The following is a 26,541-nucleotide window of genomic DNA, read 5'->3' on the forward strand; positions in this document are numbered from 1 at the left end:
AAGGCGTCTTGCAAATCGTCCGGGACAGGTTAGTCTCCCGCCAAAGAAGAGCCCTCAGGGCCGCTGAACAGGGAATGGGAATGGCAGGAAGCAAGGTTCCAGCTCTGCGTTTGTCGGGGATTTCGAAGTCCTACGGCAAGGTGCGCGCGCTCGACGATCTCTCCTTCGACGTGGCGGAGGGACGCTTCTTTGTGCTTTTCGGACCCAGCGCCGTCGGCAAGACCACGGCGCTGCGGACCATCGCCGGTCTCGTGGCAACCGATTCAGGCCGCCTTGAGATCAACGGGCATGACGTGACGACCGCACCGATCGCGGGCCGCGGCGTCTCCATGGTGTTCCAGTCCTTCGCGCTCTATCCGCATCTCACGGTCTATGAGAACTTCGCCTATCCGCTCAGGGAAGAGGGCGTTGGCCGGGAAGAGATCGACGCGCGCGTCAAGGAAACCGCGGCGATGCTGAAGCTCTCGCACCGGCTGGAGCGCAAGCCCAACACGCTCTCGGGCGGCGAGCAGCAGCGCGTGGCGCTGGGCCGCTCGCTCATCCGCCGGCCGAAGATTCTGCTCCTTGATGAGCCTCTCACCAATCTCGACGCCAAGCTTCGCCATGACATGCGCGCGGAGTTGAAGCGGCTGCACCGCCAGTTCGGCATGACCATTATCTATGCCACGCCGGACGAGCTCGAAGCCCTGTCGATGGGCGAGGAGATCGCGGTGCTGCGCGATGGCGCCGTCGTGCAGCGCGGCACTCCGGACGAACTCTACGAGCAGCCGGCCGACACCTATGTGGCGGGCAAGATCGGCTCGCCGCACATGAACCTGGTAAGGGCGACTTTCGCCGCTGATCTGTCGAGCCTCGACACGCCGCTCGGCAAGCTTATTGCGGGCCGCAAGCTCCACTCCGCCAATGCCGGCGAAGCCGCACTCGTCGGCATCCGTCCGAGCGACCTGCGCCCCGCTGTTGCTGGCGAGGCCGCCGTTCCATCCCGCGTTCACCTCATCGAACCCCTGGGCGACGTGACCGTCGTCTCGGTCGAGGCCGGGGGCGAGACGCTGCGCATGGTGCTTCCCGAACAGAGCGCCTCGGGCCTGAAGCCCGGCGACGCTGTTCCGGTCGCCATCGACCTGAGCAAGATCCACATCTTCCGCGCCGCCAGCGGACAGACAATCACCTGACGCCAAGCGGCCAGAAGCCTAACGGTTAACCATGGGAGGAAACCTGACATGACCGTAGTGACGAAGATGAAAGGGTTCGCGGCCGCCGCAGGCCTCGCCGCGACCCTGCTGACCGGAGGGGCGAGCTACGCCCTTGCGGAAGAAGTGACGCTGACGATGGCGGTGCCGGATTGGCCGCCAACCCGCATCATGAAGAAGTTCTTCGACGAGCAGTACAAGCCGCCATCCGGCAACAAAGTGAAGCTCGACGTCGATTTCATTCCGTGGCCCGACTTCTACACGCGCGTCAACGCGTCGCTGACGTCCGGCGAACAGAAGTACAACTTCATTGTCTCTGACTCGCAGTGGCTGGGCGCCTTCGTCGAAGGCGGCTACTACCGCAAGATCAACGACCTTCTCGACGCCGACCCGGACTTCAAGAAGACGCTGATGAGCGTGCACCCCGCACCTCTCGCGGCCTATTCGACTTACCCCTACAAGTCGGAGAACTATTACGGCTTCCCGCAGTTCCCGGACGTTCTCGTGACCTTTGGCCGCAAGGACATCCTGTGCAACGAGGAAGAGCAGAAGAACTTCCAGGCCAAATACGGCAAGAAGCTGCCCTGCACCGGCGAAGAAATCGACGCCATGACCTGGGACGACTTCAAGAACGTTGGCGAGTTCTTCCGCAGGAAGAAGGGCGAGATGCTGGCCGGCGCGCCGGCCGAGGACGATTTCTACGGAATCGCCTTCCAGGCCGGCAAGGGCTACGACTTCTCGTCGATGCAGATCAACGGCTTCATCTGGCAGATGGGCGGCAACATCTGGGATGAAACCCAGGCGCCGGCCGGCCAGGCCGAAGGCGTGGTCAATTCGCCGCAGGCTGTCGCGGCTCTCGAGAAGTATTTGAGCCTCCTGGAGTACATGCCGCCCGTCGCCAAGACCGGCACCATGGACATCTTCAAGTCGGACGAACTGTTCCGCGAAGGCAAGGTCGCGATGAACATCGACTGGATTGGCCTTGGCGAAGCCTCGCTCGATCCGAAGTCGTCCAAGGTCTCGGACAAGCTGGTGTTCGGCCAGATGCCGGGCACCATGGTCGACGGCAAGAACGTGAAGTGGTCCAACATCGGCGGCCAGCCCTTCGTGCTGACCACCTGGACGACGCCGGAGCAGACCAAGGAAGCCGTGGACTTCGTGAAGTGGTGGCTGTCTGACGACATCCAGCATCAGTTCGCGGCGAGCGGAGGCCAGTCGGCCGTGAAGTCGGTCTATGAGGATCCGAAATACGTGACCTACCGTCCGTGGAACCGCGCCTGGGCCCCGCAGCTCGACTGGCAGAAGGACGTATGGCACGTGCCGCAGTTCTTCGAGCTCCTGACGCAGCAGCAGGACCAGTTCGATCTTGCCATCACCGGCAAGCAGGACGCCAAGACCACGCTGGATAACATCGCCAAGTTCCAGCAGGACCTTCTGAAAAACGCCGGCCTCATCCAGTAACACACATCAACCCCGGGTGCGGGGATGCTTGTCCCCGCACCCTTCTTGTCTCTTCCGGAATTCGGTGCCGATGACCTCCACGACAGCGACAGCTTCGCCGCCAGCCCTCATGCGCCTGTCTCCTGACAACTGGAAGCTGGCCATACTGGCCGGACTCGCCGTGTCGGCGGCCGCGGTCATCGCGCTGCCGGCCTCCGCTTCCTTCTGGATCATCGGCGCCGTGGCGGCCATGATAGCCGCCGCCTTCGTGGTCAATGCCTATCGCCGCAAATATTATGGCGGCCTGCTCGTCGCACCGGCCATCGCCGTGCTCTTCGTCATGAACATCTTCCCGCTGCTGTGGTCGCTGGGGCTCTCCTTCTATGCCTATCAGTCGAACCAGCAGTCGATCCGTTTCGTAGGTCTCGCGAATTACATCAAAGTGCTGACCAACGACATCATGGCGCCCGCCAACTGGGGGGCGCTGGTCAACACCGCGATGTTCGTCGTTCTCACGGTGACGGCGCAGATGGTGGTGGGCTTCCTGCTCGCCATGCTCTTTGCCAAGCAGTTTCCGCTACGCAAGTATCTGCTTATCCTCGTGCTGACGCCGATGATGCTCTCCGTCGTCGCTTCGGGCGTGTTCTTCACCTATTACTATGACCCGACCTTTGGCATCCTCAGCTATGTGGTGAATGCCATCACCGGCGGGCAGTTCATCCTGATGAGCACCAAGGTGGGCGCCGTCACCGGCATCGTCTTCGCCGATGCCTGGATGTGGTCGCCCTTCGTCATGCTGCTCGTGCTGGCAGGGCTCGTCTCCGTTCCAAAGTATCTCTATGAGGCCGCCGCCATCGACCGCGTGTCCAAGTGGCGGCAGTTCTGGACCATCACCTTCCCCTATATTCGCGGCCTCCTGATGCTGGCGCTGCTGTTCCGCACCATCGAGGCCTTCAAGCTTGCCGACCTCGTCATCCTGCTTACCAAGGGCGGCAATGACACGATGACGATCTCCTATCATCTCATCCGCATCGCCAACGAGCAGAACAAGACGTCCGAAGGCGCGGCACTCTCCTATCTCATGCTGTTCATGGTCATCGTGTTGACCAACCTCTATCTCTACATCGCCAATCGCCGCAGCCAGGGAGCCTGAGCCATGGCCGAACACAACTCCATCTGGGAAGCGCTGGGCTTCCGCAAGGCGAGCGGCGTGGGCGAGGCGGGCTGGGGCCGCACGCTGATCGTCGCCATCGTGTCCTTCATCTACTTCCTGCCGGTGCTGTTCATTATCTTCACTGCCTTCAAGCCGCAGGATGCCGCGCTCTCTGTGCCGCCGACGCTCTCGCCCACCTCGCTGTTCGGCCTGATCCCCGGCCAGTTCGTATTCACGCCGACTCTGGAGAATTTCGGCTCGGTGTTCATGCGCTCGATGACAGCAGGCGGCGCGCCGGAGCCCACCGGCTTCGACCGCTATTTCTTCAACTCCATCGTGATTGCCTCGTCGTCGGTGCTCCTGGCCCTGGTGATAGGCACGCTCGCCGCCTTCGGCTTCTCGCGCTATCCGCTGAAGGGCAACGACACCTATCTCTTCATCATCCTGACGACGCGCATGCTGCCGGCGATCGTCGTCATCATCCCGGTGATCCTGATGTTCCGCGTGGTGGGCCTGTCGGGGTCCTACACCGGCATCATCCTGCTCTACACGGCTTTCAACCTTGCCTTCACCATCTGGATGATGAAGAGCTTCTTCGACGAGCTGTCGCTCGATGTCGAAGACGCAGCAAGAATCGACGGCTCGTCGGACACCAGGGTGTTCTTCAAGATCGCGCTCCCCCAAGTGATTGCGGGGCTTGCCGCCACCTTCGTCTTCGGCCTCATCCTCACCTGGAACGAGTTTCTCTTCGCACTGCTCCTCTCGGGTCCTGATACGCGCACCGTGCCGGTGGCCATGAACCAGGCCGTCTCGTCCGGTGGCCGCGGCACCGACTGGACGCTGCTGGCGGCCATCGAAACCCTGTTCCTCATCCCCGTCTTTCTCGTCACCTTCTTCCTGCAGAACCACCTGCTCAGAGGCGTCACTTTCGGAACCGTAAAGCGCTGACATGCCGACCATCGAAATCCGAAAAGTCACCAAGCAATTCGGCGCCTTCACGGCTGTGAAGGACGCCGACCTGAAGGTCGAGGCCGGCGAGGTGGTCTGTCTCCTCGGCCCCTCGGGCTGCGGCAAGACGACGACGCTGCGCATGATCGCCGGCCTCGAGCGCGCCACCAGCGGAGACGTCATCATCGCCGGCCAGCGCATGAACGAGTTGACCCCGCAAGAGCGTGACATCGCCATGGTGTTCCAGTTCTACGCGCTGTATCCGGCGCTCAGCGTGGGCCAGAACATCGCCATGCCGCTTCACTACGAGAATCTCTCGAAGCCGGAATCCGATGCCCGCGTCATGAAGGTCGCGCAGATCATGCACCTCACCGAGGTGCTGGACCGCATGCCGAACCAGATTTCGGAGGGTGAAAAGCAACGCCTCGCGGTGGCCCGTGCCATCGTGCGCGATCCCAACTGCTTCCTCTTCGATGAGCCGCTGTCGCGCCTCGACGTGGAGCTTCGCCATTCCATGCGCGGCCAGATCAAGGAGGTGCTGACCGGCCTCTCCAAGGCCACCGTCATCGTCACGCATGACCAGCTCGAGGCCCTCACCATGGCCAGCCGCATCGCCATCATGAAGGACGGCGTGATCGAGCAGGTGGGCACGCCGCACGAGGTCTTCGCCAAGCCCGTCAACGTCTTCGTCGCCAGCTTCATCGGCACTCCGCAGATGAACCTGGTCGAAGCGGACCTGCAAAGCTTCGGTGGCGGCAACGCGAATGTCGTGCTGGCCGGGCAGCCGCTCAGCATCGCGGCCGATCCTGCCGTGTCGCGGCTGAAGCCGTCGAAAGTCACCGTCGGCATCCGGCCGCGCGCCTTCACCACGGCGCAGGAGAAGGCGGACGACACCATCGCGGCCCAGGCCGAGCTGATCGAACCGATGGGAGCCGAGACGCTGATTCACGCCCGCACCTTGTCCGGAGGCGATATTCGCGTGGTGGTGCCGCGCGACAAGCGGGTGAAGGTGGGCGAGGCGCTGCACCTCAAGCCCGATCCGCGGCAGACGCATTTCTTCGGCGAGGACGGCAAGGCGGTGCGCACATGAGCAACCAGGACCAGGGCATGACGCGGCAAGGCGCGCTGCGGCTCGAATTCTTCATCATCGGGCTTGGCATCTTCGCGCTGCTCCTGATCTTCCAGCCCTTCAGCCTGCAGCTTTTCGCCGCTGGCAGCGTGCTCGTTGTCATCGCCGGGTTGATCAACAACCTTCTGCCCATGGCGCAGCCCGGTGTCAGGGTGCGGAGCGTCGTCACCGTCGGCATGGTGGTGGCGATGATCTTCTGCATTGTGCTGCTGATCTCGATCGGTGCAGCACACCTCTATGGCGCCTTCTTCCTTAAACCGCCGGACCCCAACACGCTGGCGGGCAAGGCGCAGTTGGCCGCGGCGCCCTTCTGGCGCCAGCCTCTGGTGTGGGGCATCGCCGCCGTGGCGGCCGTGCTGGCGCTGGCCATCGCCGCGATGAACAAGGCGCGGAACTGAATTGGCGCAAGATGAAGAACCGGAAGATCAAGCGATGAGATTTCAAGGCAGGCGCGCGGTCGTCACCGGCGGCCTCTCGGGCATCGGCGAAGCGGTTGCCAGGCGGATCGAGGCTGAGGGCGGCAAGGTCGCCGTGTGGGACATGCAGGGCGGCATCAAGACCGATATTGCGAACTGGGACTCGGTCGAGGCCGCCGCGGCAGAAACCGTGCGCCAGCTGGGCGGCATCGATGTCTTGGTGAACAGTGCTGGAATCGCAGGGCCCACAGCCACCGTGACGGAACTCAAGATCGAGGATTGGCACCGCACCATCGCCATCAACCTCAACGGCACATTCTTCACCAACCGCGCCGTGGTGCCGCACATGCTGGCGGGCAATTACGGCCGCATCGTCAACATCGCCTCGATCGCCGGCAAGGAGGGCAATCCCAACGCCTCGGCCTATTCCGCCTCCAAGGCGGCGGTCATCGGCTTCACCAAGTCGCTGGCCAAGGAACTGGCCAAGACCAACATCACCGTCAACAGCGTGACGCCCGCGGCGGTGCGGACCCCGATCTTCGACCAGATCCCGCAGAGCCATGTCGACTTCATGCTCTCCAAGATCCCCATGGGCCGCCTCGGCAAGGTGGACGAGGTGGCCAGCCTCGTCTGCTGGCTGGCCAGCGAGGAATGCTCCTTCTCGACGGGCGCCGTGTTCGACGTCTCAGGCGGCCGCGCCACCTATTGAGGCAGGCCACCGTGCCGGGCCTTCATATCGCCGTATACCCGCCGTCGATCAGCAGGTCATGGCCGCAGATCATGCCCGATGCGGGGGAGGCGAGGAACAGGATGGCGTCCGCCACTTCCACGGGCTTGCCGAAGCGGCCGCCGGGGATCTTGGCTTTCATCGGATCGCCCTTCTCGGGCTGGCCCCAGACCTGCTCGCCCATGGGGGTGAGGATCACCGTGGGGCACACCGTGTTGATCTGGATGTTGTGTTTGGCCCATTCCGACGTCATCACCTTGGTCAGCATGTTGAGGCCGCCCTTCGAGGCGCAATAGGCGCCATGCGCATCGAGCCCGATCACGCCGGCCTGGGACGAGACATTGACGATCTTGCCCCATTTCTGGGCGATCATCTGCGGCGCCAGCTCGCGGGCGAGCAGGAAGGGCGCGCGGAGGTTCACCGCCATGGTGGCGTCCCAGTCCTCGGCCTTGGCATCGAGCAGCATGTCGACCAGTGCGATTCCTGCGTTGTTGACGAGTATATCGATGACGCCGAAGGCGGCCAGCGCCTGCCGCGCGGCTTGCACGGGGCCATCGGCGGTTGCCATGTCGGCGGAGATCGTGACACAGCGGCGGCCCATGGCCTCCACGGCGGCCTTCACCTCCGCCAGGCCCGCGGCGTCGCGGCCCACTGCCGCGATGTCGGCCCCGGCATCGGCCAGCACCTTGGCTGCCGCGAGGCCGATGCCCTTGGTGGCCCCCGTCACCAGCGCACGCCGGCCCGTGAGTTCGAATCTTTTTGTCCAGTCGCCCATTGTCTCTCCTCCGGATTTTCGCGATCTTTGCTAGGAATCGGCGAGGGAGGCAAGAAGGCCATGCAGAGAATGGGACGGGTCATCAGGCTCAAGGCTGAGATCGTTCCGGAATACAAGCGCATCCACGCGGCGGTCTGGCCCGAGGTGCTGAAGGCGATCCGTGACTCGAACATCCGCAACTATACAATCTTCCTCAAGGAGCCGGAAAACCTGCTCTTCGCCTATTGGGAATATCACGGGACCGACTTCGGCGCCGACATGAAGAGGATGGCGGACGCGCCGCGCATGAAGGAGTGGTGGACCATCACCGACCCGATGCAGATTCCCTTCGAGACGCGCAAAGAGGGCGAGTGGTGGGCGGAGATGGAGGACGTGTTCCACACGGATTGACCAGTCCTTCTCCCGTTGCTTCGCAACGGGAGAAGGACCCGATGCTCTATTTCTTCCGCTTCTTCCCAAAGAAGTTCCGCTCCAGTTCGGCAAAGGCCCGCTGGTAGACATTCTGCTCGGTGCGCGGGATCAGCATCACGTCGTCCTCAGGGCTTGCCACCCAGTCACCCGTCCAGACGGCGAAGGTGGTGTTGTCCGCCGTCACCGGCCAGAGGCGGGGCCCGGAAACATAGTTCATCCAAGGGATCTCGCACTTGGTGATGCGGTAGGAGAAGCTGCGCGTGATGTCATCGAGGTGGAGGAGTTCCTCGTTGATGTGCCCCTCGCCGAAGTAGAAGTCGCGCACACCCGAGACCTTGTCGGAGCGGTGGCGCTTCAGCATGTGCATCTTGGTGATCTCGCCATGCCAGCCGCCCATGCCGGCAAAGTCGCGCATCACTTTCCACACACCGTCCACCGGCGCCTTTATGACGCGCGAGGTCCACACCTTGTTGGGCTGGAAGCCCTTCCAGCGCTCCGCACCCGCGGGCTTTTGCGGCTTGGTCTTGGCGATCAGGGCGGCGAGCGACTTGAAGTTGCCGGCGAAAACGTCTTTGGAAATGATCTTCTGGTACTTGCCCTCATCCCCCGGGGCCTCGTCGAATGTCGCTTCCCACTCGGCGAAGGTCTGGCCGGTATGGGTGACGGGATAGAGCCTAAGTGTCGCGAGATAGTTCTGCACCGGAAACGCTGGCGTCTCGAAGTTATAGCTGAAGCAGCGCTTCGCATCGTCCAGCATGAGCAGCCGCTCGCGCACATGGGCGCCATCGGCGAGGTGGAAGGAGCGGATGCAGCCCACCACGTCCGCGTCGAGGCCCTTCTCGATTGCCGAGCGCTTCACCGCGGTCCAGTTCGGAAGGCCGTTGAAGTCGCGCACGATGGACCAGACGGTTTCGACTGGGGCTTTGAGGATGATCGAGGCATAGGCGCGGGCCATATCAGGCTCCTCTGGTGATGCTGCGGAAGGCGTGGACGCAGGCCTCGGCGAAAGCCGGGTCGTTGATGTGGGCGCCGACTTCGATGAGTTGGCGGTGGGGCGCGGGCTGCCAGGCCGCGCGGATCGCGCCGAACAGCGCCTGATCGGCTTGCGGATCGTGGAAGGGCTTGCCCGGCGCATCGATGGCGGAGACGCCGCCGAGCGGCAGCAGGAAGCGCACCGGGCCCTCCATACGGTTGATGCGCCCGGCGATCCACCGGCCGATGGCTGCATTCTCCGGCGCCGTGGTGCGCATCAGCGTCACCTGGGCATTGTGGACATAGAGGTTTCGCGCAGCGAACTGCGCCGGCACCGTCTCCCGCCCGCCGAAGTTCACCATGTCGCAGGCCCCCACCGATCCCACCCAGGGAATGCGGCGGCGGATCGCGGCGCCAAAACGATCCTCCGTACACGGCAGAACGCCGCCGAAGAGATGGTCCGCCACCTCCGTCGTGGTGATGTCGAGTGCTGCCGTGATGAGCCCCGAATCGATCAGCTTCTCCAGGCACTGGCCGCCGGTGCCGGTGGCGTGGAAGACGAAGCATTCGCAGCCGTCCTCGATCAGATGCCGGATCTGCGCGATGCAGGTCGTGGTGACGCCGAACATGGTGAGGCCCACGGCACGCTTGGATTCTTCACCTGCGGGAATGCCGTTTAGCGCCATGCCTGCGGCCGCATGCGCCGCATTGCCGATCACCGTGCGGGTGATGGCGTTGAGACCGGCGACATCGGCAACCGCATGCATCATCATGATGTCGGTGGGGCCGACATAGGGCGCCACATTGCCGGATGCCATGGTGGAGACCATCAGCTTCGGCACGCCGATCGGCAGCGCCCGCATCGCCTGCGTCACCATCGATGTATTGCCGCCGCCGCCCAGCCCCAGCACCGCGCCGATGTTCTCGCGCGAGAGAAGGAAACGCCCCAGCGCCTCAGCCATCGCGGTCACCGCGCGGCCGCGATCGGCATGGCCCAGCACGGCATCGGGGCTGGAAGGGTGATGCCTCGCCACCATCTCCGGCGTCACGTCGGCCTTCGCCGTGCTCGGCGTTGTCGAGATGTCGACCAGCAGGGCAGGGGCGCCCGTTTTCCGCACCTGCTCGACCGCGTAGCGGAGTTCCGCCTCCTTGGTGTCGCAGGTGCCGATGACGTAGACCGGCTTCACGCCTTGGCCCAGCCCTGCTTCATGTTACGATAGCCCAGCTTATAGACCTCCTCCGGCGAGGGCGCGAAGTCGCGCCACACGCGCGTCGCGGCGGCCAGCGCCGGCATCGAGCGGCCAAAGGCCTCGATGGTGAGAAAGCCGTCATACTTCGACTTCTTCAGTGCCTTGTAGGTCTCGGGCCACGGCACATGGCCCTTGCCCGGCGTGCCGCGGTCATTCTCGGAGATGTGGACGTGCACCATGTGCTTCGCGATGGTTTTGATCGCGCCCACCGGGTCCTTCTCCTCGATGTTGGAATGGAAAGTATCATACATGCCCTGGATGTGGGGGTGATTCACCTCATCGAGGTACTCGGCAAGCTGCTGCATCGTATTCAGGAAATAGCATTCGAAACGGTTCAGCGCCTCGAGCGCGAAGGTGACGCCCTTCTTGCCCGCATAGTCGCCCGCCTTCTTGTGGAAGGAGAGCGCGCGCTTGCGCTCCGCCGCGGTCGCGGGGTTGCCGGAGAAGAAGCCGAGCTCGGAATGCATCGGGCCGCCGAGGATCGGGGCGCCCAGCGCGGCGGAACAGTCCACCGTCCACTTTGCATAGTCCAATGCGGCGGCCTGGCTGGCCTTGTCCGGCGAGATCGGGTTCTTGCCCTGGATGACGCTCACCACCGTGCGTTCCAGCCCGATCTTCTCCAACAGCGCACCGAGCCTCGCATAGTGATCGGGCGTTCCCTCGAACATCGGAATCTCGACGCCGTCATACCCGGTCTTTTTCAAGGCGCGCAAAATAGGCTCATGCGCAAGCGTGACATGCGGCGTCCACAGCAGAAGATTGAATCCCAGCTTCATCCGGCGTGCCCTCCCAAGCACGGACTGCAGGACAAACCGTCCCGGTCCTCTTGTCAATTCCCGATCTGCGTCTTGCAGTGAGGAGGACCGCCGGTGAACAAGCCGCGCGGGCCCGCTTTCCCTGTGACCTGCCGCGCATGATGCATGCGCCGGTGAAGCAGCTGGCGGGATGGGCGGAAGGCTTATCCGAACAGCACCGCGCCGGTTTCCACCAGCGTGCGGAGGCCGATGCCGACGGCGAAGACGCCGGCCAGCGCCTGAAAGCTGCGCGTCGCCCAGGTGAGCGTCACGGCGGTCAAGGACAGCGGCACGGCGATGACGGTGGAGAAGATCGCCATGCCGGCGATCGAGCCAAGCCCGAACAGCAGCATGAAGGCGACGCCGAGCGGAATGCTGGGTGCGGTCGAGGCGGCGAGCGCCACCAGCGCCGCCGATCCGGCCAGCCCATGCATCATGCCGATGGAGAGGCTGCGCTTCCAGCCACCGGCAGGATGTGGGTGGGCATGGTGGCTCAGCACGTGATTTTTCACATCTCCGGCATGGCTGTGGGCATGGAAATGAGCGTTCCCGCCGTGGCGGTGGGTGTGGAAATGAACGCGGTCCCGGACAAGGATATAGAGCAGCCGCGCGCCCAGCAGCACCATCATGATGCCGACGGCGAATTCGAGGCCGCTGGCAAGCCGCTCGCTGAGGGTCAGTTCGAGGGCATAGACCGCGCCTCCGAAGGCGCCGAGCATCAGCGCGTGCCCCATGCCCCACACGGCGCCGTGGCGCACGATCTGGCCGATGCCGCGCTTTTCCACCGAGATGGTGGAGACGGCGGCAATGTGATCTGGCTCCAGTGCGTGCTGAAGGCCGAGAAGGAAGCCGAAGAAAACCCAAGTGATCATGGGAAAGCTATAGACCGCCCGCCGCCCCGGTGCGAGGGTTGTTTGCGGCAGGCTTCCCCTCACTTCCGTCACCCTGGCGAGAACCGGGACGACGGACTTATGGAGTGAGATGACACCCCGGCTTGCGGTGGCCTGACACATATTCGTCGATCAGCTGGCGAAAGCGCGTGGGGCCGAAGCTGGGGAAGTGGCCGCCATGGATGATCGAAACGGGGAGCGCGCGCAGGCGGTTGAGTGTTTCGGCATAGGTCTGAACATCGGAGTGATAGGCATCGTCGATCAGCGGGCCGTCATAGACGATGTCGCCGGCGAGGAAGGTGCCGGTCCTCCGCTCGAACAGGCCGATGCCGCCGGGTGAATGGCCCGGAGTATGGACGACTTCGAAGGCGCGGTCGCCGAGGTCGATGATGTCGCCCGCTTCGAGGATGCGCTCTGCCTTGGCGGGCTTCACATGGTATTTCGCCTGGTCCCAGCCCTCGGGCTGGCAGATGAACATCTCGTCGGTGGCGTAGTGGGCGAGGATGAGATCGTTTCGTGGATCGGCGAGAATTGCGGCCTCCGCGGAATGAACAGCACAGTGGCCGAACTCGTGATGGCAGCCGATGTGGTCGAAGTGGGTGTGGCTCGCCACGCAGGCGAGCTCACGCTCCGAGACCAGCGGCACGTGGGCGCGCAGGCTGAAATGGCCAAGGCCAGAATCGAACAGCAGGTCGCGGTCGCGGCCGCGCACATGCCAGATGTTGCAGCGGAAGAAGGGCTTGATCCACGGCTCGTGGATCAGCGTCACGCCATCGGCGAAGGGGAGCGTTTCGTACCACTGGCCGGCGCTGATGCGGAGTTCCATGGCTCAGTCCTTGAGCATGATCACGTGGCCAGGGTCGATGGCGAGCGACACCGTCTCGCCGGGCGTCACTTTCGTTCCGGCGGGAAGCCTGGCGAGGAGGTCGACGCCGTTTACCCGTGCGGTGACGCGCTTGAAGCTGCCCTGGTAGACGACGTCGGTCACGTTGCCTTGCAGCGTGCCCCCGATGAAAACGTGCTCGGGGCGGATCGCCACCTCTCTCGCGTCCGGCGCGGCGGGGAAGCGGCCCAAGGCCGTGTCGATCACGCCGTCCCGCACCGTGCCCGGCACGATGGTGCTCTCCCCCATGAAGGTGGCGGTGAAGCGGGTCGCGGGCTGCGCATAGACGCGCTCGGGCGCGCCCTGGTCTTCGATCCTGCCGTGGTTCATCACGACCAGATGGCCGGCGAGCGCCATGGCCTCTTCCTGGTCATGCGTGACATGGATGAAGGCAGTTCCGACACGCTTCTGGATGGCCTTGAGTTCGTCCTGCATCTGGCGGCGAAGCTTGAGGTCGAGCGCACCCAAGGGCTCGTCGAGCAGCAATACGGCGGGCTCGACGATGAGGGCGCGGGCCAGCGCCACGCGCTGGCGCTGGCCGCCCGAGAGCTGGTGTGGCTTCCGCTCGAAGGCGGCGGCGAGGCCCACGACATCGAGCATGGCGCGCGCCTTGGCGTCGCGCTCCGCCTTCGCCACACCCTTCATGCGCAGGCCGAAGCCGACGTTGCCGCCGATCGTCATGTGCGGGAACAGAGCATAGTCCTGGAACACCGTGGCGGTGGGGCGCTTCGCCGGGGCCGTGGCGGTGCAGTCCCGGCCTTCGATCAGTACACGGCCTTTTTCTGGCGCTAGGAATCCGCCGAGGATGGAGAGCAGCGTGGTCTTGCCGGATCCCGAGGGACCGAGCAGCACCGTGTAGCTGTTGGGTTCGAGGGCGAGGGAGACGTCATCGAGCACCTTCGTGGGGCCGAAGCTGTGGGAGACGTGCTGGATGGAAACGAGGTCCGTCATTGCGGGCGCTTTCGGAAGGCGCCGAGTTCGAAGACGATGGCGAGGATGATGGAGACGCCGAAGACCATGGCGCCGACCGCGTTGGTCTTGGGGTTGAGCCCCGCGCGCAGCAGGTTCCAGATCTCGACGGGAAGTGTCGTCTCGAAGCGGGTCAGCAGGAAGGAGATGACGAACTCGTCCCACGAGAAGGTCATGGAGAGGAAGAAGGCGGCAAAGAGGGCGGGCCACATCATGGGCGCAGTGACGAGCAGCAGCACCTTCGCCTCGCCGGCGCCCAAGTCGCGCGCGGCGCGCTCGATATTGGCCTGGTGCTCGCCCAGCTGGCTGTAGATGATGGCGAAGCAGAGCGGCAGGTTAATCACCACATGACCGATGCCCGCGGCGAGCAGCGATTTCGGCAGGCCGATCCAGTTGAAGAAGATCAGGAGACCCATGCCGATAATGAGGTAGCTGACCGTGAGCGGTAAAGTGATCAGCCCACGGAGGAAGGCGGAGGCGGGCAAATGGAAGCGGGCGAAACCCCAGGCGGAGAGGAAGCCCAAGAGCGTGGCGAGGCCTGAGGTGGTGAGCGCCACCAGCACCGAATTGCCGAGCCCCGCGGTGAGGCGCGCGTCGCCCAGCACCGCCGCATACCAGCGCAAGCTCGGGCCGTTGAAGGGCGGGATGGGGAAGAGCGTGCCCTGGAAGGAGAAGAGCACCAGCACGGCGACGGGCAGGAAGATGAAGCCGTAGAGGAGGAGAGCGTAGATCGTGGCAAGGACGCGGGTCATCACGCCCTCTCGATCTTCAGCCAGCGGGCGCAGGCGAGATAGGCGACGGTGACGACCGCCATGAGGATGAGCGACAAGGCCGAGGCCGAAGCGAAGTCGCCGCGCCGGCCGATCTGCATCATGATCAGCTGCGGCATGAGGAGCTCGTTGTTGCCCCCCAGGATCTGCGGCGTGATGTAATCGCCGATGGCCAGCACGAAGGTGAGGAAGGCGCCGACCATGATGCCGGGCAGCGTCAAGGGCAGGATGACATGGATGAAGCTCTGGAGGCCTGAGGCGCCGAGGTCGACCGCGGCCTTGCGGTAATTGGGCGAGAGCTGCTTGAGGTTCGCGAAGATCGTCAGTGTAAGGAGCATCACGAAGAAGTGGACGAAGCCTATCACCGTGCCGGCGCGGGTGTTGGCAAGTTGGACCGGCTCGCTGAGCAGCCCCAGGTTCACGAGGGCGGAATTGACCACGCCCTTCTCCGCCAGCACCAGAAGCCAGGAATAGGAGCGTACCACATAGGAGGTCCAGAACGGCAGCACCGCCAGCATCAGCGCCAGGCGCTGCCAGCGCTCCGGCACGATGAAGGCGAGGATCCAGGCGAAGGGATAGGCCAGCAGCACTGAGATCACGGTGACGATGGCCGTCACTTCCAGCGAGTTGACCAGCGCCAGCCAGTAGCTGGGGCTGGTGAAGAACTGCGTGTATGCCGCAAGGCTCAAGCCCTCACCCGCCTTTGGGTGAAGGCTCATCACCGCCATGGCGATGAAGGGCACGACGAAGAAGACCAGCGTCCACAGCAATGCCGGTGTGACGCTGGCCCAGCCGATGCGTTGCGACGAGGCCCGGTTCACTGGCCCTGGATCATCTCGGTCCAGAGGTCCTGCATCTTCTTGTCGAGGTCTTCCGACGGGGCCGGATATTCCTGGGCGCGCTTCAGGAAGCCGGGCTGTTCGTCAAAGCGCAGGATCTTCTTCTGGTCATCGTCGAGCGCCGCCTTGGCATTGGCGGGCATGCCCCAGTAACAGGAGGAGGTGGCGAGCCGCGCCTGGCCCTCAGGGCTCAGGATATACTGGATGAACTTCAGCGCCGCGTCCTTGTTCTTCGAGTCCTTGAACATGGCGAGCGACTGCGACCAGAGCACGGCCCCTTCCTTGGGGATCGAGAAGTCGAGGTTCGGATTCTCCTTGGCGATGCCGGCCGTCACCCATTCGCCGCCGCCGATCAGGATGTCGGCCTCGCCGGTGGCGAGTGCGGTCTGGCTTGCCACCACGTCGGTCACCGCCTTGGCATTGGCCTTCATCTTTTGCAGGACGTCCTTGATGGCGGGCAGGTCGGCCTCGGTGAGCTCCGAAGTCTTCTTGCCGATCGCCATGGCGGCGAGGCCCATCACCGGGAGGTAGTAATCATAGATGGCGACGCGGCCCTTGTACTTGCCGGTCGTCAGTACACCGAGGGTCTGCATGCCGGCCTCGTCCACCTTGGACTTGTTGAAGCCGATGGTGTTGTAGCCGAACTTCTCGGTGATGCCGTAGCGCTTGCCGCCGATCACCGCGTGCTGGTTCATCAGCACCTCGGGGAAGATGTCAGCCATGGGGAGCTTGTCCTCCGGCAGCGGCTCGAACAGCCCACGCTCCACGCCGCGGCGGACGTCCACCGTGTCGATCACCATCACGTCCCAGTCTCCGGGCTGGGATTGGTCGACGATGGCGAGGCCGGCTCCTGTGCCTTCGAATTCCTTGACATTGACCTTGATGCCGGTGGCATCCTCGAAGGGCTTCAGCAAATTGGGGTCCGCATGGTCGCACCACACAAGGGCGTTGAGATCCTGGGCCGAGGCAGCCGCATGAGAGCCGATGAGGGCGAGCGCGGCAAGCGAAGCGCCGAAGAGACGGCGCGTGAGACGGTTGGTCATATGGCGTTTCTCCCTGAATACCGAAAAATTGAACCAATTACAAAGTTGAGTCAAATCCAATAATCGTGCAGTCTGCTTCGATGTCAGGCTTGCGCGAGAGACAGAAGGCCATCCGCCACGACCGGATCGTGGAGGCTGCAACACGCCTCTTTCGCCAGCAGGGTTACGAGACGGTGAAGATGGAGGCAATCGCCGCCGCCGCCGAGGTTTCGATCGGAACGATTTACAATTATTACCGGAACAAGGGCGACCTGTTGGTGGCCATCGTCTCGCTCGAGGTCGAGGAGGTGCTGCGCCAGGGGGAAGAGGTGATCGCCCACCCGCCCGCCAGTGCCGAAGCCGCGGTCGATGGCCTGGTGGGAGGCTATGTGGAGCACTCCCTGCACTATCTCTCGAAGGAGATGTGGCGGCAGGCCATGGCGATCTCGACGACACAGCCGGAAAGTCCCTTCGGCGAGACTTACGCCGCGCTCGATGTCGCCCTGGCGCAGCAGACCTGCGCCTTGATCGAAAAGCTCCAGCTCCTGGGGCTCCTGCACCAGACCGCCGACGCCCGGGGCCTCGGCGAGGTCATCTTTAATAACACCAACATGAACTTCATCGTGTTCGTGAAGGACGAGAAGATGACCCTTACGGAACTCCGCAGCCACCTCCGCCGCCAGCACCGGGCCGTACTGGCGGGTTTCCGGAAGGTGGCTGCGGGGACCTGAATTCCGGGTATTTTCGTATATTAGGTAATTAGTCCTTGACAGCGCGCGCTGGATCGGGTATAAAGGGGTATTCTCGATAAGTGGGTTTCCCCTACCTCCCGTCATCGCGGCGAAAGATGGGATAACGGGCTTCAGGGATCCCTGGCCCAAGCAACGGGGAAAGCTGGTGCATTTCCATGGGGACCCGGTTTCTGCTATCACCGACCATCGCTCTGAGGAGATTTGACCGATGAACAAGCCCGTGAACCTGGAAGGCGCTGCCAGCTGGGAACCCTCGCCCAATAATCTTGAGCCGTTCTGGATGGGCTTCACGCCCAACCGCGCCTTCAAGAAGCGCCCGCGCATGATCGCCCGGGCCAAGGACATGCATTATTACGACATGACCGGCCGCCCGATCCTCGACGGGTCCGCCGGCCTCTGGTGCTCCAACGCCGGCCACTGCCGCGCGCCGATCGTCAACGCCATTCAGAAGGCGGCCGCCGAGCTCGACTTCGCGCCGACCTTCCAGTTCGGCCACCCCAAGGTGTTCGAACTGGCCTCCAGGCTCGCCACCATGGCGCCGGGCGACCTGAACTATGCTTTTTTCTGCAACTCGGGTTCGGAGGCCGCCGACACGGCGCTCAAGATCGCGCTGGCCTATCACCGTGCCAATGGCGAGGCGAGCCGCACCCGCCTGATCGGCCGCGAGCGCGGCTATCACGGCGTGAACTTTGGCGGCATTTCGGTGGGCGGCATGGTCGCCAACCGCAAGTGGTTCGGCGCGATGCTGGCCGGTGTCGACCACCTGCCGCATACCTATAACCGCAAGGAACAGGCCTTCACCAAGGGCGAGCCGGAGTGGGGCGTGCACCTCGCCGACGAGCTTGAGCGTCTCGTCGCGCTGCACGACGCCTCGACCATTGCCGCAGTGATTGTGGAGCCGATGGCAGGCTCGACCGGCGTGCTGCCGCCGCCCAAGGGCTACCTGAAGCGCCTGCGCGAGATCTGCACCAAGCACGGCATCCTGCTGATTTTCGACGAGGTCATCACCGGCTTCGGACGGCTGGGCCATGCCTTCGCGGCGGAGCGCTTTGGTGTCACCCCGGACATCCTGACCTTCGCCAAGGGCGTGACGTCGGGCACCGTGCCGATGGGCGGCTGCATGGTGCGCCAGGGCATCTACGACAAGTTCATGAACGGCCCGGACCATGTGATCGAGCTGTTCCACGGCTATACCTATACCGGCCACCCGATGGCCGCTGCTGCCGGTGTCGCCACCATGGACCTCTATCGCGACGAGAAGCTGTTCGAGAATGCCCGGAAGCTCGAGAACGTCTGGGCGGATGCCGCCTTCACGCTCAAGGGCCATCCGATGGTGGAGGACATCCGCACGCTGGGCCTGGTCGCCGCCATCGACCTCAAGCCGGTCGAGGGTTCGCCGGGTCTTCGTGCCTACAAAGCCATGGAGAACGGCTTCCATGACGTGGGCATGCTGGTCCGTATCACGGCGGATACGATCGCACTCTCGCCGCCGCTGATCATCAACGAGAACCAGATCGACGAGATCTTCTCCGATAAGATGCCGAAGATCCTGGCCTCCGTGGCCTGATCGAAACGACTTTTACCGCAATTGCGAAGGCCAGAGGGCTGCTCCTCCGGCCTTTTTTGCGTGGAACAGCGGAAAACGGGGCTTCCCGGAAGGGACGATTCATGCGAATCTATAAGCAGTTGCCCGGAATCATGACCGAATCATCGCCGGGCGGGACACGTGACGGGGTAAGGGGTCGAGGCAGAATGTCACGCCACATGGCGCCGGTGATGTTGGGGCTCACCGCCTTTCCACTCGCTGCGATCGGCATCGCAGCCTACCTCGTCGGGTCCGCCGGGCCGCAGTCGATGGCCGTGGCGGGGGCCATCCTGCTTCTGTCTTGCTGCATCTTGCTAGCCGTCACGGTGGCGGTGGTGAAGCTGCAGCGCCATGACGAATGGCTCTGGTCGCAGCAGGATTCACTGCGCGAACTGGCCGCCAAGTCCGAGGATCTCGCAACACGTCTGGAAAGCGTGGAACAGGCGCACGCCGACACGGGGACGACCGCCCAGCTCGCCGCGGTGGCGCGTGACATGAAGATGTTGCGCCGCGAGCTCCATGATTATGCCGGCGCCCAGCCGGCGTGGCGGCATTTTGGCCCGGAAGCCGAGCCTGCGGCCGCCGGCCCGCAGCCGCAATGGCGGCCTTATGGCGAGGTGGCCGAGCCTCCGGCCGCCGCCGCGCCGCCGCCCAAGCCGGCCAAGGCCGCGGGCCGAGAGGAGCTGACGCTGCTGCTCGAGCCGGTGGTGGAGCTGGCTTCGGGTTCGACCAGCCATTACCGCACCATGGTGGGCTTGACCGATTCCAGCGGCAAGCCGATCGGCCATGACGATCTCATCCTGAAGGCCGACCAGGGCGGCATGCGCCCCGCGCTCGACCTGCGTATGGTGAAGATGGTGGCCCCGGTGCTGCGCCGCCTGCGCAACCGCAATCCCGGGCTTCGCATCTTCGTGCCGGTGGGCAAGGAAACGCTTGGCGCGCCCCTGGAAGCGGCCAAGATCCTGGCGCTGCTGCAGAAGGATGGCGACGTGGCGCAAGGCATCGTGTTCGAATTCGCCCAGCAGGATTTGGGGGCCCTTGACGCAGCGGGGATCGAGAACCTGGCGAAGCTCGCCCGCAACGGCGCCACGCTGGCGCTGCGCGAGGTCTATCTGGGCGGGCTGGACCTGACGGCACTGCGCCAGCTTGGCGTGCGCTTCCTGTCCTTCCCGCCGCATGCGGTGGATGCGGGCAACGGCCCCAATGCCGCCTGGGCCGATTTCGTCAAGCAGGCGAACGCCCGGCAGATTCAGGTGATCGTGGGCGGCGTGAAGACGCCCCAGCAGGCCGCCGCCGCAGGCCGCGCCGCGCGTTTCGGCCATGGCCCCTTCTTCGCTCCGCCGCGAAAGGTGAAGCCCGATGCCGGCATTGCGGCCCCGGCCGCGCGCACGGCCAACGCCGCCTGACGGCAGGCCGCCGGTCATGCGGGAATTTTCCGACGCCTATCCCATATGGTTCTGCGACATCTGGGGCGTGGTGCACAATGGCGTGGCGCCTTTTCCCATCACGGTGGCGGCGCTGAAGCGGCACCGCGCCAGGGGCGGCGCCGTCATTCTCGTCACCAATTCGCCGCGCAGCAATCTGGGTGTGGAGAGGCAGCTCATCGAAATCGGCGTCGACCCTGCCTCGCACGACCGCATCGTAACCTCGGGCGATGTCACGCAGGTGCTGATGAAGCTGCATGGGGACCGGGGCGTTTATCACGTGGGCGCCGCCCGCGACCTGTCGATCTACGAGGGCACAGGGGTGGCGCGCGTCGGCCTCGACGCGGCCGAGGCCGTGCTGTGCACGGGGCTGTTCGACGATCTCAACGACAGGCTTGAGGATTACCAGCCGCTGCTCGATGACATGAAGCGGCGCGGCCTTGCCATGATCTGCGCCAACCCCGACAAGATCGTGAAGAAGGGCGACCGCATCCTCTATTGCGCGGGCAAACTCGCCGAGATGTACCAGGCGCGGGGCGGCGAGGTGCTGATGGCGGGCAAGCCCTTCGCGCCGATCTATGACCTCGCGCTGGCCGAGGCCCGGCGTATCACGGGCAAGGACATCGGCCGGGCCGAGATCCTGGCGATTGGCGACGGGCCGGAGACCGATATCCGCGGCGCTGCCGACTATGGCCTCGACGCGCTGCTTGTTGCAGAAGGGGTGACGGATGCGGGCGAGGGGCTGCATGTGGCGGAGGCGCGGGTGCTGAACGCCGTGCCGCACGCCCGCATCGTGGCCACCGTCCATGACCTGTCGTGGGTTTGATAAGGGACCGGAATGCAACTGATCGCGGGCCTGTCGCCGGTTCCTGAAGCCTGCCGCCGCGGCGTCGCCGCTGTCGGAAATTTCGACGGCGTGCACCGCGGCCACCAGACGCTGCTGGCGCAAGCGGCGGCGGAGGGCGCGCGGCTGGGCCTGCCCTGGGGTGTCGTCAGCTTCGAGCCGCATCCGAGGAGCTTTTTTAGGCCGGACGAGCCGGTGTTCCGGCTTACCCCGGGGCCGCTGAAAGCCCGGCTCGTTGCGGCGCTGGGCGCCTCCTTCCTGGCGGTGCTGGATTTCGACAGGGCGCTGTCGGAATTGCCGCCGGAGGACTTCGTGCGGCTGCACCTGGTGGAGCGGCTGGCGGTCAAGCATGTGGTGATGGGTTACGACTTCCACTTCGGCAAGGGCCGCAAGGGCAGCCCCGCCACCATGACGGAGCTGGGCGCGAAATTCGGTTTCGGCGTCACAATCGTCGAACAGGTGACGGACGAGGGCGGCCAGCATTCGCCCTTCTCGTCGAGCAACATCCGCCAGGCGTTGCGCCACGGCCATGTGGAAACGGCGGCGCGCGAGCTTGGCTATCGCTGGAGCGTGCTGGGCGAGGTGGTGAAGGGCGACCAGCGCGGGCGGACCATCGGATTTCCCACGCTGAACATTGTGCTCGACAAGGGGGCCGACCCCTATCGCGGCATCTATGCGGTCAGGGTGCGCGATGCGCAGACGCCCGCTGCCCCAGTGTGGCAGGGGGCAGGATATTTCGGCAACCGGCCGACCTTCGACACGGGGCGCACCTTCCTCGAAGTCTATCTCATCGGCTTCGAGGGCGATCTCTATGGCCGCCAGCTGTTCGTCGAGTTCATTGACCTCATTCGCGGCGACAAGCGCTTCGCGTCCATCGATGAACTGGTCACGCAGATGAAGATGGACTGCGATGCGGCGGTGAAGAGGCTCAGCGCGCCGGACGATGCCATGCTGGCCTTCCCGCTCGGGCGGCTGCAGGCGGAGGGAAAAATCTGAACCCCCTTTGCTCGTCACACCGGCGCTCGCCGTCTGCCTCGGCCTGATCCCCGCATTGGGCCAGAGCATGATCCACGAAAGTGGAACCGCTTTTGCGATAAGATCATGCTCAAGCTATTGATCTGGCGCATGCTCCATGGCCAGCATCATGCAGCCGCCGGAGGCCACGAAGGAGCCCATGGAAACGACCATGGCGAGAATGGCGCGGAGATTGCCGGAACGGGTCATTGGCCCAGCCTGCCGCCGGCCCCGCTCCTCAGTCCGCCTTCTGCGTGGACGGGTCGAGCAGGCGGTGCAGGTGGACGATGAAATAGCGCATCTGGGCGTTGTCCAGGGTCTCGCGCGCCTTGGCCAGCCAGGCCTGATGGGCCTCGGCATAATTGGGGTAGAAGCCCACCACGTCGAGCTTGTGGAGGTCCTTGAAGGTCACCGACTTCACGTCGTCGAGCTCGCCCCCGAACACCAGGTGGAGAAGCTGCTGTCCGGGCTTGGGCGTGCTCTTCGTCATGGGGTCCTCTGGCTGTTCAGGGCGTCGATCAGCGCCGCATGGCGCTTCGCACCTGCAGCAACGAGGCCTTGCTGCCATGGCTGGGCGCGGTTGTAAATGTATCCTTCGCCGGATGTGCCGGAGACGCGGCCGCCCGCCTCAGCGACCAGCAATTCGCCCGCCGCCAGGTCCCAGTCATTGCGATTGCCGATGGAAACGGCCGCGGCGACGCGGCCCGCGGCGACATGGGCAAGCCGCAGCTGCAGGGGAAGCGCGCCAGAAGGGTCGGCCGAGATACCGAGATGGGCGAGGCCCGCCAAAGCCTTGCGGTTGCCGGCGATGCGGGCGCCTTCGAGCGCGGCCTGATCCCGCATCGACAGGCGGGCGCCGTTGAGGGTTGTGCCTTCGCCCAAGGCGGCGACGAAGAATTCGTCATGGCGCGGCGTGTACACGGCGGCGAGCACCGGGCGGCCGTTGACGGCCAAGGCCGCCGCCACACACCACTCCGCGCGGCCTTCGAGGAAGGCGCGGGTGCCGTCGATGGGGTCGATGATCCACAGCCGGTCCCGCGCCATGCGGGCCCGGGGGTCGTCGGGCGTTTCTTCCGACAGCCAGCCGTCGCCTGGCCTTGCGGCGCGCAGGCGCCGCTCGAACAGCGCGTTGATGGCGAGGTCGCCCTCGGTGACATGGCTGCCGTCGGGCTTGGTCCAATGTTTCAAGTTTTTATTCCGACCAAGCGAGAGCCCGAGCTCACCCGCCTCGCGCACCACATCGGCGAGAAGCTCCGCGTCAGACACCGGCAATGGTGAGGCCTTCGACCAGGCAGTTGGGGGCGGACACCGGGGAGCGGAATTCGAGGTTGGAAGCCGGGCGGACGGTCTTGAACATGTCCTTCAGGTTTCCGGCGATGGTGATCTCGCTCACCGCAAAGGTCAGCTCGCCGTTTTCGATCCAGAAGCCGGACGCGCCGCGGCTGTAGTCGCCCGTCACGTTGTTGATCGAGGCGCCGATGAGCTCGGTGACATAGAGGCCCTGCTTCAGCGACTTGATCTGCTCCTCCGGCGTTTCCGCGCCGGCGGGCAGGAAGACATTGGACGTGGACGGCCCGCCGCGCGAGCCCTGGCCGGTGGGCGGAAGGCCCAGCTGGCGCGCCGAGCGCAGGTCGAGGAACCAACCCGTGAGCACGCCATCCTCGATGAGGTTGCGGCGGTGGCAGGCAAGGCCCTCGCCGTCGAAGGGGCGCGAGCCGTGGCCGCGCAGCATATGCGGGTCCTCGGTGATGGTGATGTGCGACCCGAAAATCTGCTGGCCCAGCGCATCCTTGAGGAAGGACGTGCCGCGCGCGATGGCGGCGCCATTGATGGCGCCAAGCAAATGGCCGATGAGGCCCGAGGCGACGCGGCGGTCATAGATCACCGGCACGGATTGCGACTTCACTTTGCGCGGGTTGAGGCGTTCGACCGCCCGCCCGCCCGCGCTGCGGCCGATCACCTCCGGATCGCGCAGATCGGCGAAGTGGATGGCAGAGGAATAATCATAGTCGCGCTGCATGCCGAGGCCCTCGCCGGCAATCGCCGACATGGAAACACTCACGCCGGTGCGCGTGTAGCCTTGCGCGAAGCCGTTGGAGATGACGATGCCCACCGAGGTCTCGGAGCGCGAGGCGCCAGCGCCTGAGGATTTGGTGACGCCCTTGACGGCCAGCCCCGCCGACTCGGCGCGTTTCGCCAGCTCTTCGAGCTTCGCGGGATCGGGCAGGTCATTGGCGGCGAGGTCGAGTTCGGGGATGTCGGTGGCGAGCTGGCCAGGGTCCGCGATGCCGGCATAGGGATCGGGCGGAGCGAGCTTCGCCATGCGCAGCGCATTTTCAGCCAGGCGGTGGATCGCCTCCCTCGTCAGCACGCTGCCCGAGATCGATGAGGAGGATTTTCCGGCAAAGACTTTGAGCGAAATGTCGCGTGCCTCCGCCTGCTCCAGCTTCTCGATCTTGCCGTCGAGCACGGAGATTTCGGTGGAGCGGCCGTCGGCGGCCGCGGCGTGCGCGGCATCGGCGCCGAGTTTGCGGGCGTGGGCCACGGCCTCGCCGGCCAGGGCAATGAGATCGTCAATCATGTGAGGAGCGAATCCAGAAGAAAGCCGGAGGTGATGATGAGGCCGAATATGCGGTTCGAGCGGAATAGTTCAAGGCAGCGCGCGCCATTGTCAGGCTCAAAACGGGCGAGCTGCCAGGCCGCCTGCAGCGCAGCGGCGGCCACGCCAATATGGGCGATGAGGCCGGCGCCCGCCACCCAGGCCGCGGCGTCGATCAGGACAATGGCCAGCGTGAAGAACAGGGCAAGCCACCGGATCGACTTGTCGCCGAACTTGAGCGCCGTGGATTTCACGCCGATCAGCGCATCGTCCTCCTTGTCCTGGTGGGCATAGATCGTGTCATAGGCCAGCGTCCAGCTGATGCCGCCGGCATAGAGGAGGAGGGGCGCCAGCGACAGCGACCCGTGAGTCGCCGCCCAGCCCACCAGTGCCCCCCAGTTGAAGGCCAGCCCCAGCACCGCCTGCGGCCAGTAGGTGATGCGCTTCATGAAGGGGTAGACCGCGACAATGAGAAGCGAGGCCGCCCCCGTGGCCACGGTGAACCCGTTGAACTGTAGCAGCACGGCAAGGCCCAGGAGGCAGAGCAGCACGAGAAAAGCCAGCGCCTGCGTTACACTCACCTGGCCTGCCGGGATGGGCCGCAATCTGGTGCGCTCCACGCGGCCGTCGAAGTTGCGGTCGGCGATGTCGTTCAGGGTGCAGCCCGCGCCGCGCATGATGATGGCGCCGATCAGGAAGAGCGCGGCATACCAGAGGTTCGGCACGCCGCCGCCCTGGGCGATTTGCCCGAGCGTCAGGCCCCACCAGCAGGGGAGCAGCAAGAGCCACCAGCCGATGGGCCGTTCGAGCCGCATCAGCCGGGCATAGGGCCTGAGCGCACCGGGCAACAGGCGGTCGGCCCAATGGTCCGGCAGCGCGTCCGCAATGCGGGGTTCGGGGTGGCTGGTCTCGCTCATGGCGGCGGTGTACACCGGGACCCTCATGAAGACCACCCCTCGCCTCCACCTCGATGCCGGGCTTGAAACCCGGCGGGAGATCGCTCTCGGCCGGGAGCAGGCGCACTATCTTGCGGGCGTTCTGCGGCTCTCCGCGGGCGATCCCATTTCGGTGTTCAACGCGCGCGACGGGGAGTGGCTGGCCTATCTCACGGAGGCAACGAAGAAGGGTGTCCGGATCCGCTGCGAGCGGCAGGTTTCAGCCGTCACGCCGCCACCGGATATCGACTATTGCTTCGCGCCGCTGAAGCATGCGCGCCTCGACTATGTTGTGCAGAAGGCGACCGAGCTGGGGGCACGCCGGCTGCGCCCCGTCATCACCCAGCGCACCATCGCGGAGCGGGTGAACCTCGATCGCATGAAGGCCAATGTCATCGAAGCGGCCGAGCAATGCAACCTCGTGTTTGTGCCGGAGGTGCATGAGCCGGTGACGCTGCCGAAGCTGCTGCGCGGCTGGGAGACGGACCGGGCACTCGTTTATTGCGACGAGACGGCGGCCATCGCCAACCCCATCGACGCGCTGCGCCAGCTCCGCGCGCCGGCTGCGGTGCTGATCGGGCCCGAGGGCGGATTCACGGATGAGGAGAAGGCGCTGCTCACATCGCTGCCCTTCGTCACGGCGATTTCACTGGGCCCCCGCATCATGCGGGCGGACACGGCGGCGGTGGCGGCGTTGACGCTGGTGCAGGCCGTGCTGGGCGACTGGCATCGCAAGCCCTGATGGGCCCATTCCGAATCTTCGCTTGCCGGATGGAGGCGGGCCGCCTACATCCTCGGACACAATTTTGA

Annotated in this window: 28 protein-coding genes; 14 read left to right on the forward strand and 14 right to left on the reverse strand. The window is 64.7% G+C overall.

The window, feature by feature from the left end; all coding sequences use genetic code 11:
* The first annotated feature begins 80 nt into the window (after positions 1-80).
* From IOC82_RS06945 to IOC82_RS06975, 7 genes are all read left to right on the forward strand, one after another.
* Positions 81-1,172: an ABC transporter ATP-binding protein gene (locus IOC82_RS06945; RefSeq protein ID WP_290545456.1), complete on the forward strand. Its 1,092-nt coding sequence runs from the start codon at positions 81-83 to the stop codon at positions 1,170-1,172.
* Positions 1,173-1,220: 48 nt separating this feature from the next.
* Positions 1,221-2,651 carry an extracellular solute-binding protein gene (locus IOC82_RS06950; protein ID WP_290545457.1) on the forward strand — a complete coding sequence of 477 codons (1,431 nt, stop codon included), beginning with the start codon at positions 1,221-1,223 and terminating at the stop codon, positions 2,649-2,651.
* A 70-nt stretch (positions 2,652-2,721) separates the two neighbouring features.
* Positions 2,722-3,783, forward strand: coding sequence for a carbohydrate ABC transporter permease (locus IOC82_RS06955; RefSeq protein WP_290545458.1), 1,062 nt, complete (start codon positions 2,722-2,724; stop codon positions 3,781-3,783).
* Between the two features lie 3 nt (positions 3,784-3,786).
* Complete coding sequence (locus tag IOC82_RS06960) at positions 3,787-4,731, forward strand: carbohydrate ABC transporter permease (RefSeq protein ID WP_290545459.1); 945 nt, start codon at positions 3,787-3,789, stop codon at positions 4,729-4,731.
* A 1-nt stretch (position 4,732) separates the two neighbouring features.
* Positions 4,733-5,821, forward strand: a complete 1,089-nt coding sequence (locus tag IOC82_RS06965) for an ABC transporter ATP-binding protein (protein WP_290545460.1) — start codon at positions 4,733-4,735, stop codon at positions 5,819-5,821.
* On the forward strand, positions 5,818-6,258 hold the full coding sequence (locus IOC82_RS06970) for a hypothetical protein (RefSeq protein ID WP_290545461.1): 441 nt from the start codon (positions 5,818-5,820) through the stop codon (positions 6,256-6,258). Before IOC82_RS06965 ends, IOC82_RS06970 begins: the two co-directional genes overlap by 4 nt.
* Positions 6,259-6,292: 34 nt before the next feature.
* Complete coding sequence (locus tag IOC82_RS06975) at positions 6,293-6,985, forward strand: SDR family NAD(P)-dependent oxidoreductase (RefSeq protein ID WP_290545462.1); 693 nt, start codon at positions 6,293-6,295, stop codon at positions 6,983-6,985.
* A 22-nt stretch (positions 6,986-7,007) separates the two neighbouring features.
* Here the strand turns inward: IOC82_RS06975 and IOC82_RS06980 are convergent, their stop codons facing one another.
* Entirely contained in the window at positions 7,008-7,778 is a 771-nt protein-coding gene (locus IOC82_RS06980) for a glucose 1-dehydrogenase (RefSeq protein WP_290545463.1), read from the reverse strand.
* 60 nt (positions 7,779-7,838) lie between these two features.
* On the opposite strand from IOC82_RS06980, the gene IOC82_RS06985 reads away from it, so the two are divergent.
* Positions 7,839-8,168: an L-rhamnose mutarotase gene (locus IOC82_RS06985; protein WP_290545464.1), complete on the forward strand. Its 330-nt coding sequence runs from the start codon at positions 7,839-7,841 to the stop codon at positions 8,166-8,168.
* A 46-nt stretch (positions 8,169-8,214) separates the two neighbouring features.
* Here IOC82_RS06985 and IOC82_RS06990 read toward each other — a convergent pair whose 3' ends face one another.
* The 9 genes from IOC82_RS06990 to IOC82_RS07030 all read right to left on the reverse strand — a co-directional run bounded on the left by IOC82_RS06990 (position 8,215) and on the right by IOC82_RS07030 (position 16,599).
* Entirely contained in the window at positions 8,215-9,144 is a 930-nt protein-coding gene (locus IOC82_RS06990; RefSeq protein ID WP_290545465.1) for an SRPBCC family protein, read from the reverse strand.
* A gap of 1 nt (position 9,145) precedes the next feature.
* Positions 9,146-10,348: a Tm-1-like ATP-binding domain-containing protein gene (locus tag IOC82_RS06995; protein WP_290545466.1), complete on the reverse strand. Its 1,203-nt coding sequence runs from the start codon at positions 10,346-10,348 to the stop codon at positions 9,146-9,148.
* Positions 10,345-11,187, reverse strand: a complete 843-nt coding sequence (locus tag IOC82_RS07000; protein ID WP_290545467.1) for a sugar phosphate isomerase/epimerase — start codon at positions 11,185-11,187, stop codon at positions 10,345-10,347. Before IOC82_RS07000 ends, IOC82_RS06995 begins: the two co-directional genes overlap by 4 nt.
* 182 nt (positions 11,188-11,369) lie before the next feature.
* On the reverse strand, positions 11,370-12,077 hold the full coding sequence (locus IOC82_RS07005; protein WP_290545468.1) for an urease accessory protein: 708 nt from the start codon (positions 12,075-12,077) through the stop codon (positions 11,370-11,372).
* A 97-nt stretch (positions 12,078-12,174) separates the two neighbouring features.
* The gene (locus tag IOC82_RS07010; protein ID WP_290545469.1) at positions 12,175-12,921 is read right to left on the reverse strand and encodes an MBL fold metallo-hydrolase; all 747 of its coding nucleotides are present in this window, start codon (positions 12,919-12,921) and stop codon (positions 12,175-12,177) included.
* 3 nt (positions 12,922-12,924) lie between these two features.
* Positions 12,925-13,929: an ABC transporter ATP-binding protein gene (locus IOC82_RS07015; protein ID WP_290545470.1), complete on the reverse strand. Its 1,005-nt coding sequence runs from the start codon at positions 13,927-13,929 to the stop codon at positions 12,925-12,927.
* Entirely contained in the window at positions 13,926-14,699 is a 774-nt protein-coding gene (locus IOC82_RS07020) for an ABC transporter permease (protein ID WP_290545471.1), read from the reverse strand. The genes IOC82_RS07015 and IOC82_RS07020 overlap by 4 nt, the downstream gene beginning before the upstream one ends.
* Positions 14,699-15,538 carry an ABC transporter permease gene (locus IOC82_RS07025; RefSeq protein ID WP_290545472.1) on the reverse strand — a complete coding sequence of 280 codons (840 nt, stop codon included), beginning with the start codon at positions 15,536-15,538 and terminating at the stop codon, positions 14,699-14,701. Before IOC82_RS07025 ends, IOC82_RS07020 begins: the two co-directional genes overlap by 1 nt.
* Entirely contained in the window at positions 15,535-16,599 is a 1,065-nt protein-coding gene (locus IOC82_RS07030) for a spermidine/putrescine ABC transporter substrate-binding protein (RefSeq protein WP_290545473.1), read from the reverse strand. The genes IOC82_RS07025 and IOC82_RS07030 overlap by 4 nt, the downstream gene beginning before the upstream one ends.
* Before the next feature lie 80 nt (positions 16,600-16,679).
* Between IOC82_RS07030 and IOC82_RS07035 the strand changes: the two genes are divergently transcribed.
* The 5 genes from IOC82_RS07035 (at position 16,680) to IOC82_RS07055 (ending at position 22,179) form a co-directional block, all read left to right on the forward strand.
* Positions 16,680-17,309 carry a TetR/AcrR family transcriptional regulator gene (locus IOC82_RS07035; RefSeq protein ID WP_290545474.1) on the forward strand — a complete coding sequence of 210 codons (630 nt, stop codon included), beginning with the start codon at positions 16,680-16,682 and terminating at the stop codon, positions 17,307-17,309.
* A 229-nt stretch (positions 17,310-17,538) separates the two neighbouring features.
* Positions 17,539-18,897, forward strand: coding sequence for an aspartate aminotransferase family protein (locus IOC82_RS07040; RefSeq protein ID WP_290545475.1), 1,359 nt, complete (start codon positions 17,539-17,541; stop codon positions 18,895-18,897).
* Positions 18,898-19,082: 185 nt separating this feature from the next.
* Positions 19,083-20,321 (forward strand): EAL domain-containing protein, encoded by a 1,239-nt coding sequence (locus IOC82_RS07045; protein ID WP_290545476.1) that lies wholly within the window; start codon positions 19,083-19,085, stop codon positions 20,319-20,321.
* Between the two features lie 16 nt (positions 20,322-20,337).
* On the forward strand, positions 20,338-21,165 hold the full coding sequence (locus IOC82_RS07050) for a TIGR01459 family HAD-type hydrolase (RefSeq protein ID WP_290545477.1): 828 nt from the start codon (positions 20,338-20,340) through the stop codon (positions 21,163-21,165).
* Positions 21,166-21,177: 12 nt separating this feature from the next.
* A complete protein-coding gene (locus tag IOC82_RS07055; protein ID WP_290545478.1) occupies positions 21,178-22,179 on the forward strand; it encodes a bifunctional riboflavin kinase/FAD synthetase in 1,002 nt (333 codons plus the stop codon).
* A 256-nt stretch (positions 22,180-22,435) separates the two neighbouring features.
* Here IOC82_RS07055 and IOC82_RS07060 read toward each other — a convergent pair whose 3' ends face one another.
* Genes IOC82_RS07060 through ubiA form a run of 4 tightly spaced genes read right to left on the reverse strand, consistent with a single transcriptional unit; the run spans position 22,436 to position 25,713 of the window.
* Complete coding sequence (locus tag IOC82_RS07060; RefSeq protein WP_290545479.1) at positions 22,436-22,687, reverse strand: DUF4170 domain-containing protein; 252 nt, start codon at positions 22,685-22,687, stop codon at positions 22,436-22,438.
* Entirely contained in the window at positions 22,684-23,463 is a 780-nt protein-coding gene (locus tag IOC82_RS07065; RefSeq protein WP_290545557.1) for a 3'(2'),5'-bisphosphate nucleotidase CysQ, read from the reverse strand. The genes IOC82_RS07060 and IOC82_RS07065 overlap by 4 nt, the downstream gene beginning before the upstream one ends.
* Positions 23,456-24,778: a metallopeptidase TldD-related protein gene (locus IOC82_RS07070; RefSeq protein WP_290545480.1), complete on the reverse strand. Its 1,323-nt coding sequence runs from the start codon at positions 24,776-24,778 to the stop codon at positions 23,456-23,458. The genes IOC82_RS07065 and IOC82_RS07070 overlap by 8 nt, the downstream gene beginning before the upstream one ends.
* Positions 24,775-25,713, reverse strand: coding sequence for a 4-hydroxybenzoate octaprenyltransferase (gene ubiA / locus IOC82_RS07075; RefSeq protein ID WP_366935655.1), 939 nt, complete (start codon positions 25,711-25,713; stop codon positions 24,775-24,777). Before ubiA ends, IOC82_RS07070 begins: the two co-directional genes overlap by 4 nt.
* Positions 25,714-25,738: 25 nt before the next feature.
* On the opposite strand from ubiA, the gene IOC82_RS07080 reads away from it, so the two are divergent.
* On the forward strand, positions 25,739-26,473 hold the full coding sequence (locus IOC82_RS07080; protein WP_290545482.1) for a 16S rRNA (uracil(1498)-N(3))-methyltransferase: 735 nt from the start codon (positions 25,739-25,741) through the stop codon (positions 26,471-26,473).
* Positions 26,474-26,541: the final 68 nt, after the last annotated feature.

The organism is Aestuariivirga sp., from assembly GCF_020252395.1.
Classification (GTDB): Bacteria; Pseudomonadota; Alphaproteobacteria; order Rhizobiales; family Aestuariivirgaceae; genus Aestuariivirga.